An 8,966-nucleotide genomic window follows, 5' to 3' on the forward strand; every position below is an offset into this window, starting at 1 on the left:
CACAAATCTGCCTGCTTGCTTTTTTACAGGTGGAACGAGCTTTTCTGCGTCAGTATCTATTTCACCGTTCCATTCAACTCTGAATGTAATCTTATGGAACACATCGTCCTCTTCGTCTACCCATACCGGGTGGAGAGTAACATCGTGGTCCTTTATCCTAAAAACATCGCCCTTGACATAGCCCTTGATATCATCTTCGGTCCAGCCTGAGAAGATATATCCTTCTTTTTCAAGGTCAGCATTAGGTATTAATATGGAGCTGTTTCCCTTCTTGGTAATATCCGTTATTTCGGGAATATTGTTGTTTTTGTCCGGAGCGACGGATACGCCCTCCTCGCTGAGGTCAAAATGAACTGTGTATGTCGTTTCTTCCGTGGTGTCAGCTCCGATTAATGCGCCTGAAGCTGCGGAGCAAACAGCGATTACGGCAGAAGCCGAAAAAGCCGTGATCTTTTTTATGAATTGTTTCATAAGCCCTCCCATTGATATGCATAAAGCGTTATTTCAGTATCCTTTATGAGATACTATTTGAATGAATTGGTTTTAGGATCATAAACATATCCTATGCCGTTGAGTTTGTGTTCGATATCGTCCGCTGAAACGCAAAGGCTTTTACAGAGCTCCTCGTAAGACGGGTACTTGTCACGAAGAAGCGTATTGATATAGCTGAGTAAAATAACAGGATCATTCGGTAAACTCATAATTTCTCCTTTTCCTTTTAACGGTGACAGAATAATGCCGGAACGCAGTGCAGGACGTTCCGCAAACAGAACGGAAACAGCGAAGATACGCTGTTTAAGTCTATGTTATAATTTTAATATACAATAATAAAACAGGTTTGTCAATAAGTATTGAAGCATATAGAATTTGAAATTTTTGTAAATAAGTATTTTGTTATATAACGCATAAAGAATATGGATTAAAATATAAATCCTAAATGAAATATAGTGGATTACTGCACAGTTTTTTAAGAAAAAAGAGAAAAAGGCAACAATAGGTAATAATGTTAACAAATTAAAAAAGCATTCAAGTCTGACATGTCACATTTGTAAAGTCATTTTAACTAAAACCTATCGGCAAACTAAGAGCCTTTACAAATGTAAGTGTTGAAGGCGGCGCTTTTGTGTTTTGTGATATATTTGTCTAAAATGCACAGTAAAGTAGAATCTAATTAGGCTAAAATAGCGATAGAAATATTATTTATTATATGGTATAATAGTAAAGATATGTGAGATTTGACTTTTGTCTCATAATTTTTTATGTTCGACATTGTTACATTTTTCACAGCTAATACTAAGGAGGTTCATTTAATGAATTCAGCTAAATCAACTGTTCCCTTCAAGGGTACCCCCGAGCAGGAGGCTGAGCTCCTCAAGGTCATCAAAGAGAAGAAGGACGACAAGGGCTCACTCATGCCGATCCTTCAGAAAGCTCAGGAGATCTACGGCTATCTTCCGATCGAGGTTCAGGCAATTATTTCCGATAACACAGGGATCCCTCTAGAGAAGATCTACGGTGTTGTTACCTTCTACGCTCAGTTCTCACTCTATCCGAAGGGCGAGTACACAATTTCAGTCTGTCTTGGTACAGCATGCTATGTTAAGGGTTCCGGAGATATCTACAATAAGCTCCAGGAAAAGCTTGGAATTGGCGGAGGCGAGTGTACTCCCGATGGTAAGTTCTCTCTTGATGCTTGCCGCTGCATAGGCGCTTGCGGACTTGCACCAGTTCTTACTGTAAACGAAGATGTTTACGGCCGTCTCACTGTTGACGACGTTGACAAGATCATCGAAAAATACGCTTGATTCCAATAATTACCAATTAGGAGGTTAACTTATGAAGACTCTTGAAGAACTCAAGGTTGTCAGAGACAGCATGAAGGGCGAGGTTGCTCTCAGAACACATGGCAATGCTTCTTCAAAATATGAAAGACACGTCCTTGTCTGCGGTGGTACAGGATGTACATCTTCAGGCTCTCCCAAGATCATTGCAGAGCTTGAAAAGGAATTCGCAGAAAAGGGACTTAAAGATAAAGTACAGATCGTTAAAACAGGTTGTTTCGGACTCTGTGAGCGCGGACCTATCATGATCGTATACCCCGAGGGCTCTTTCTACTCACGTGTTAAGGTTGAAGAGATTTCCCGCATCGTTGACGAGCACCTTATCGGCGGCAACCCTGTAAAGGAATTCCTCTATGAGGAGACTGTTGCAGGCGATGAGATTAAGTCTCTCGACGATACATCATTCTATAAAAAGCAGCACCGTGTAGCTCTCAGAAACTGCGGTGTTATTAATCCAGAGAATATCGAAGAGTACATCGGAAGAGACGGATATGCTGCTCTCGGCAAGGTACTCACAGAGATGACTCCTGAGGATGTTATTCAGACTATCCTCGATTCAGGTCTCCGCGGACGTGGAGGCGGCGGATTCCCCACAGGTATGAAGTGGAAGCTCGCAAGAAATATAGTTCCCAACGCTGACCAGAAGTATGTATGCTGCAACGCTGACGAGGGTGACCCGGGCGCATTCATGGACCGTTCCGTACTTGAGGGCGATCCTCACGTTGTACTCGAGGCTATGACTATCGCTGGTTACGCTATAGGTGCTACACAGGGATACATATACGTTCGTGCTGAGTATCCTATTGCTGTTGAGCGCCTTAACATTGCTATCAAGCAGGCTCGTGAAAACGGTATGCTCGGCAAGAATATCTTCGGAACAGATTTCTGCTTCGATATCGACCTCCGTCTCGGCGCCGGTGCTTTCGTATGCGGCGAGGAGACAGCTCTTATGACATCTATAGAGGGCAACCGTGGTGAGCCCCGTCCGAGACCTCCTTTCCCCGCTGAAAAAGGTCTCTTCCAGAAGCCTACTATCCTCAATAATGTTGAGACATACGCTAATATTCCTCAGATCATACTCAACGGTGCAGAATGGTTTGCATCAATGGGTACCGAGAAGTCAAAGGGTACAAAGGTATTCGCTCTCGGTGGAAAGATCAAGAACACAGGTCTCGTTGAAGTTCCTATGGGTACTACCCTCCGCGAAGTTATCGAAGAGATCGGCGGCGGTATCCCGAACGGTAAGAAGTTCAAGGCTGCTCAGACAGGTGGTCCTTCAGGCGGATGTATCGACGCTTCCAACTTCGATATCCCGATCGACTATGATAACCTCATCGGTATCGGTTCAATGATGGGTTCAGGCGGACTTATCGTTATGGACGAGGATAACTGTATGGTTGATATCGCAAAGTTCTTCCTCGAATTCACTGTTGACGAGTCATGCGGTAAGTGTACACCATGTCGTATCGGCACAAAGAGAATGTGGGAGATCCTTGACAGAATCACAAAGGGCAAGGGTACTCTCGAGGACCTTGACAAGCTCGAAGAGCTTGCTTACCACATAAAGGCTAATTCGCTCTGCGGTCTTGGACAGACAGCTCCGAACCCTGTTCTTTCAACACTTAGATGCTTCCGTGACGAGTATATTGCTCACGTAGTTGACAAGAAGTGTCCTGCAGGTGTATGTAAGGACCTCCTCAGCTTCGAGATTGAAAAGGATAAGTGTATCGGATGCGGTATGTGTGCTAAGCAGTGTCCTGCTTCCGCTATCTCAAGAACCGATTACATCGCTCCCGGCAAGAAGCTTGCTGCAATGGAGATCGACAAGACTAAGTGCGTGAAGTGCGGTGCTTGTATCGCAACATGTAAGTTCAATGCAATCATCAAGAAGTAAGCGGAGGAATAGTGATGGAAAATATTACAGTTAAAATCAACGGTGTTGAATTAGAAGTTCCCAAGGGCACCACTGTTCTTGAGGCTGCTCATATTGCAGGCTTTGAAATTCCTACACTTTGCTATATGAAGGAGATCAACGAGATCGGCGCCTGCCGTATCTGCGTTACAGAGGTAAATGAAGGCAGAGGCTTCCGTCTTGTTGCAGGCTGCGTATATCCCTGTTCCAATAATATGGAGATACTCACAAGCTCACCCAAGGTCATCGAGTCAAGAAAGAAGACTCTTGAGCTCATTCTTTCAACTCATGACAGAAAATGTCTCTCTTGCGTAAGAAGTGGAAATTGCGAGCTTCAGAAGCTTGCTAAGGACTACGGCGTAGAGGACGCAACAAAGTATGACGGCGTTAAGAACGAGTACGATGTAGACAACACAGCTCCTCACATGTACCGTGATAATAACAAATGTATCCTTTGCCGCCGTTGTGTAGCAGTATGTGCAAAGACACAGGGTATTGGCGTAATCGGTGCAAATGAGCGTGGATTCAAGACATATATCGGCTCTGCTTTCGATATGGGTCTTGGCGAGACAAGCTGTGTATCCTGCGGTCAGTGTATCGCAGTATGTCCTGTTGGCGCTCTCTCAGAGAAAGACTACACAAGAGAAGTTATGGCAGCTATTGCTGATCCTGAAAAGACAGTTCTCGTACAGACAGCTCCTGCTGTTCGTGCAGGTCTCGGCGAGTGCTTCGGCAATCCTATTGGTACTAACGCAGAAGGAAAGATGGCAGCTGCTCTTCGCAGACTGGGCTTTGACAAGGTATTCGATACAGACTTTGCTGCTGACCTTACTATCATGGAAGAGGCTAACGAGTTCCTCGACCGCTTCTCAAACGGCGGAACACTTCCTCTTATCACATCATGCTCACCTGGATGGGTAAAGTTCTGTGAGCACTACTATCCTGATCTTCTCGATCATCTTTCAAGCTGTAAGTCGCCTCAGCAGATGTTCGGCGCAACAGCTAAGACATATTATGCTCAGAAAATGGGTATTGATCCCAAAAATATTGTTATGGTATCTATCATGCCATGTACAGCAAAGAAGTTCGAGATTGGCAGACCCGATCAGAGCGCAGCAGGCGTTCCTGATGTTGACTATGCTCTCACAACCCGTGAGCTTGGCAGAATGATCGAGCGTGCTGGTATTCTCTTCAACTCACTTCCTGAGGAGAAGTTCGACGATCCGCTGGGTATCTCAACTGGTGCAGGCGTTATCTTTGGTGCTACAGGTGGTGTTATGGAAGCTGCACTTAGAACAGCAGTATATACACTCACAGGCGAGAACGTAACAGACCTACCTGAGGTACGTGGTACTAAGGATATTAAGGAAGCAACCTATGATGTTGCCGGTAACAAGGTTAAGGTAATCGTAACAAGCGGTCTTGCAAATGCAAGAAAGGTGCTTGACGATATCAGAGCAGGCAAGTGCGACGCTCAATTCGTTGAGATCATGGCTTGTCCCGGCGGCTGTGTAAACGGAGGCGGTCAGCCTCAGGTTCCTATGGGAGTAAGAAACTTTGTTGACATCAGAGAGGAGAGAGCAAAGGTTCTCTACAACCTTGATAAGTCAATGCCTCTCAGACAGTCTCATGAGAACCCTGCTATAAAGAAGGTTTACGAGGAATTCTTCGAGAAGCCTGGCAGCCACAAGGCACATGAGGTTCTCCACACATCTTACGTTAAGAGAAAAGTTAACGAAATATAATCAAAAGCTGAATTCATTGAAGGGCGGACTTAATGTCCGCTCTTTTTTTTATTGACATATCATGTATTAAGTGATATAATGATATAAATAGATGATATGAGATCAGGAGGAATGCTTATGGATAATGTATGTGAATTTTGTGCTGCAAGAGTTGTTAGGGGAACTCTTCTTACCCCGTACTCAGTTCAGTTTTATCCCGACGGCGAAGAAAAGAAACTTAAACCTAAAAGGAGTCAGGTTATATGCGACGCCTGTCCTCAGTGCGGCCATATTCAGAATATTCGCCTGAAAAATCCAGAAAGTATCATGCAGTATCGTTATACGATACTTGATGAATAATATTCTTTGATATGCAGATACTACCTTCAAAGGGAGGTAGTAATATGCAGAATGATTTTAATGAAAGCCAGACGAGGACAAATCTCATGCGGGCTTTTGCAGGGGAGTGCCAGTCGCGGCAGCGCTATTATCAGGCAGCTCTTATCGCACAGCAACAGAAGCTTGTGGGTATTGAGCGAATGTTCCGCTTTACGGCTGAGCAGGAGGAGCGCCATGCAATGGTGTTCTGGAAGGAACTCAAGGGTTCCGCAGGGCAGAATGTAGATATCTCGGCAGGCTATCCTGCAGATGTATTTGAGAATATCTTGCAGTTACTCGACGCTTCGGCAGCGGAGGAGGAAAAGGAACACAGCATTGTGTACCCCGACTTTGCACGGATAGCCGCTGACGAGGGATATCCTGACATTGAGTCCAGTTTCAGTATGATAGCGGATATAGAAAAAAGTCACCGCAAGAGATTTGAATACTACGGCAGACTTTTACGTGAGGACAGGCTTTTTAGGTCATCAGATACAGAGCAGACATGGCTGTGTCTTAACTGCGGTCATATTCACAAGGGAAGTGAACCGCCGCAGGAGTGTCCACTCTGCAGTGTTGCGCAGGGCTTTTTTATCCGTGAATGTGAGGCGGCATTTACGTCTTGTGAAATAATTGAGCAATAATAAGGGCAGCAAAAGACAGCTTCCCTTAGCGGAAAAAGTGGATTACCGAGCCAGAAATTATGGGCTCGGTAATTTTATGCCATGATTCCGCCGGAGGAGGCTTACTTTAGCCGCCCTAGTCTAATATATAATCGTTAAAGAGACTTCTGTTTTTTTAGTTTTCGCATTATCACAAGAAATACTCCAAGTTCAACTGCAAATGTAGCAATCCATGAGATAGTGTAAGAGAAGTAGAGACTTTGCAGGGTGTGATATTTCTCTATCCTGAACACGCCGAATATCCAGCCCAGCCTTATGCCGACCACACCTATGACTGTTATGAGCATAGGCAGCACCGATCTTCCGAGTCCTCGTATAAGACCTGTAGTTACGTCCATAAGTCCGCACAGGAAATAGGGGATCATTATGTATCTCATTCGTAACATGCCGTAGTATATACTTTCCTTTGATCCGTGCAAATATATGGACAGTATCGGATCTCCAAAATAGAGTGCAGTCAGTCCGAGGAATGCGCCTGTGCAGAAAACAGCGATAAGGCATATACGCATTATCTTCATTATCCTGTCGAGTTTTCCTGCACCGTAGTTCTGACTTGTGAAGTTGAGGGAGGTTTGACTGTAGGCATTCATCGACGTATATACGAAGCCTTCCACGTTCTGGGCAGCTGAATTGCCTGACAGAACTATATGACCTAGGGTGCTTCCGAATTCGTTTATAGAAGACTGGATTATTACGTTTGATATTGCAAATATTGATGATTGCAGACCTGCCGGGAAGCCTATCTGTATTATACGCTTCAGTTGTCTGCCATATATTTTCATTTTTTTCAGTTCAAGCCTGCAAGCGTCGTCACGGCGCATTAGCTCTCGCATTATGAGAGCTGCCGACAATGTTTGTGAAATGGATGTAGCAAGGGCAACCCCAGAAACGTCCATTTTCAGAACGATCACAAAAAACAGATTGAGTATAACGTTGAGTATACCTGCTACCGTAAGGAAATACAGCGGACTCTTTGTGTCGCCTGCGGCACGTAGTATAGCAGAGCCGAAGTTGTATATCATACTCGGTATCGTTCCGCAGAAATATATTTTCATATAGGCTGAAGACAGGGGCAGAACGTCTTCCGGAGTATCCATCATCTCAAGGAAGGTGCCCGAGAAAAAAACGCCTATGACCGTCAGAAAGGCTCCGCTTATCAGAGCAGCAGGTATAGCAGTATGTACAGTTCTGTGTACGTCCTCTGTTCTGCCTGAACCGATACCGTGGGCAACAGTGACGCCTGCGCCTACGGAGAGACCTATAAAGAGATTTACCATAAGGTTTATCAGAGCTCCGGTAGCGCCTACCGCGCCTACGGAGATATCTCCGCAGCATCTTCCGACTACGACGAGGTCGGCGGCGTTGAACAGAAGCTGCAGGATACCTGTCAGTATTATAGGAATAGTGTAGAGGATTATCTTTCCGACAAGCGGACCCTCGCACATATCCGATGTTTTGCTATGCATATTATGCGACTCCTATCTGCCGCTTTTAAGCGCTGCGGCTGCGTACAATGGCATAAAAAAGCCCCCGAAGGGACTTCCTTAATCATTTGTGTTTTTCTTGATGCGTGCTATTTCCTGATCCTTTTTCCACAGGAAGCTTATATGTGCCTCAGTGCCGTTCTGTATTCGCTTGAAATTCTGTATATGCTTGAAAAGTATCACTAACGACACAACGGAAAGGATAACAGTGCCAACAAGGTCGCCGGTAAGAATAGCATATATAAGTGTGAATATTACCGAGCCGGTGACAGGTACTACACATACATAATCCGCCGAAAAGCCGAGTATTATCTCAAATACGAGAAGAAGAGTGAATATCCATGGATTGAAAGCGAGGATAGTTCCTCCGAGAGAGGCGAGCCCCTTGCCGCCGTGAAATTTCATAAGAACAGGAAAGATATGTCCCAGTACGCAGCATGAACCAGAAAGTATCTTGGCAAACTTTATCTCCGGAAACAGGTACACTGCTATAAGGGAGGCTGCCACAGCCTTGAATATATCGAACAGAGCTACAAGAAGACCTGCCTTCTTTCCGATAGTTATAACTGCATTTGATGCGCCGGCATTGCCCGAGCCTCTTTCGCGTATATCGAATCCCTTGAACTTAGCTATAATAAAGGCAGGATTGATATTGCCGAAGAAGTATCCAAGCAGAGCGCACAAAACAATCTGCATAAAAATGCTCCCCCCAATATAGGCAGATTGACTGCCTGAAAAAATGACGATTCGTTTTTAGTACAATATATAATAGCATATTTACGTGAAAAAGTAAAGCCCCTGCAAAAAAATTTTGGATTAAGGAAAGCATTTAAAGTTAAAAAATAAAAATATATATCTGGGTGTTACATATTGTTTTATCGTTGCGATTAGAGTGAATGAAGGGGGAAACAGTATGCGCATTACAGGGAGAGGTGAATAATGAA

Annotated in this window: 9 protein-coding genes; 5 read left to right on the forward strand and 4 right to left on the reverse strand. The window is 44.6% G+C overall.

Translation table 11 applies throughout. The annotated features are described in order from the left end of the window. Together J6U00_RS10735 and J6U00_RS10740 are read right to left on the reverse strand one after the other, a co-directional pair. On the reverse strand, positions 1–471 hold a 471-nt coding region (locus tag J6U00_RS10735), incomplete at its 3' end, for a hypothetical protein (RefSeq protein ID WP_296581723.1). A gap of 53 nt (positions 472–524) precedes the next feature. Continuing rightward, positions 525–701, reverse strand: a complete 177-nt coding sequence (locus J6U00_RS10740; protein ID WP_296581725.1) for a DUF4250 domain-containing protein — start codon at positions 699–701, stop codon at positions 525–527. Between the two features lie 609 nt (positions 702–1,310). On the opposite strand from J6U00_RS10740, the gene J6U00_RS10745 reads away from it, so the two are divergent. From J6U00_RS10745 to J6U00_RS10765, 5 genes are all read left to right on the forward strand, one after another. After that, a complete protein-coding gene (locus J6U00_RS10745) occupies positions 1,311–1,805 on the forward strand; it encodes an NAD(P)H-dependent oxidoreductase subunit E (protein ID WP_296581727.1) in 495 nt (164 codons plus the stop codon). 70 nt (positions 1,806–1,875) lie between these two features. After that, positions 1,876–3,735 carry an NADH-quinone oxidoreductase subunit NuoF gene (locus J6U00_RS10750; RefSeq protein WP_296581735.1) on the forward strand — a complete coding sequence of 620 codons (1,860 nt, stop codon included), beginning with the start codon at positions 1,876–1,878 and terminating at the stop codon, positions 3,733–3,735. A 14-nt stretch (positions 3,736–3,749) separates the two neighbouring features. After that, positions 3,750–5,498 carry an NADH-dependent [FeFe] hydrogenase, group A6 gene (locus J6U00_RS10755; RefSeq protein WP_296581729.1) on the forward strand — a complete coding sequence of 583 codons (1,749 nt, stop codon included), beginning with the start codon at positions 3,750–3,752 and terminating at the stop codon, positions 5,496–5,498. A gap of 117 nt (positions 5,499–5,615) precedes the next feature. Beyond that, complete coding sequence (locus J6U00_RS10760; protein ID WP_296581731.1) at positions 5,616–5,837, forward strand: hypothetical protein; 222 nt, start codon at positions 5,616–5,618, stop codon at positions 5,835–5,837. 44 nt (positions 5,838–5,881) lie between these two features. Next, a complete protein-coding gene (locus tag J6U00_RS10765; RefSeq protein WP_296581732.1) occupies positions 5,882–6,499 on the forward strand; it encodes a ferritin family protein in 618 nt (205 codons plus the stop codon). A gap of 134 nt (positions 6,500–6,633) precedes the next feature. Here J6U00_RS10765 and J6U00_RS10770 read toward each other — a convergent pair whose 3' ends face one another. Next, positions 6,634–8,004: an MATE family efflux transporter gene (locus J6U00_RS10770; protein WP_296581733.1), complete on the reverse strand. Its 1,371-nt coding sequence runs from the start codon at positions 8,002–8,004 to the stop codon at positions 6,634–6,636. A gap of 78 nt (positions 8,005–8,082) precedes the next feature. Then, a complete protein-coding gene (locus J6U00_RS10775; RefSeq protein WP_296581734.1) occupies positions 8,083–8,718 on the reverse strand; it encodes a glycerol-3-phosphate acyltransferase in 636 nt (211 codons plus the stop codon). Between the last annotated feature and the right edge of the window lie 248 nt (positions 8,719–8,966).

This window comes from Ruminococcus sp., assembly GCF_017650195.1.
Lineage (GTDB): Bacteria > Bacillota > Clostridia > Oscillospirales > Ruminococcaceae > Ruminococcus.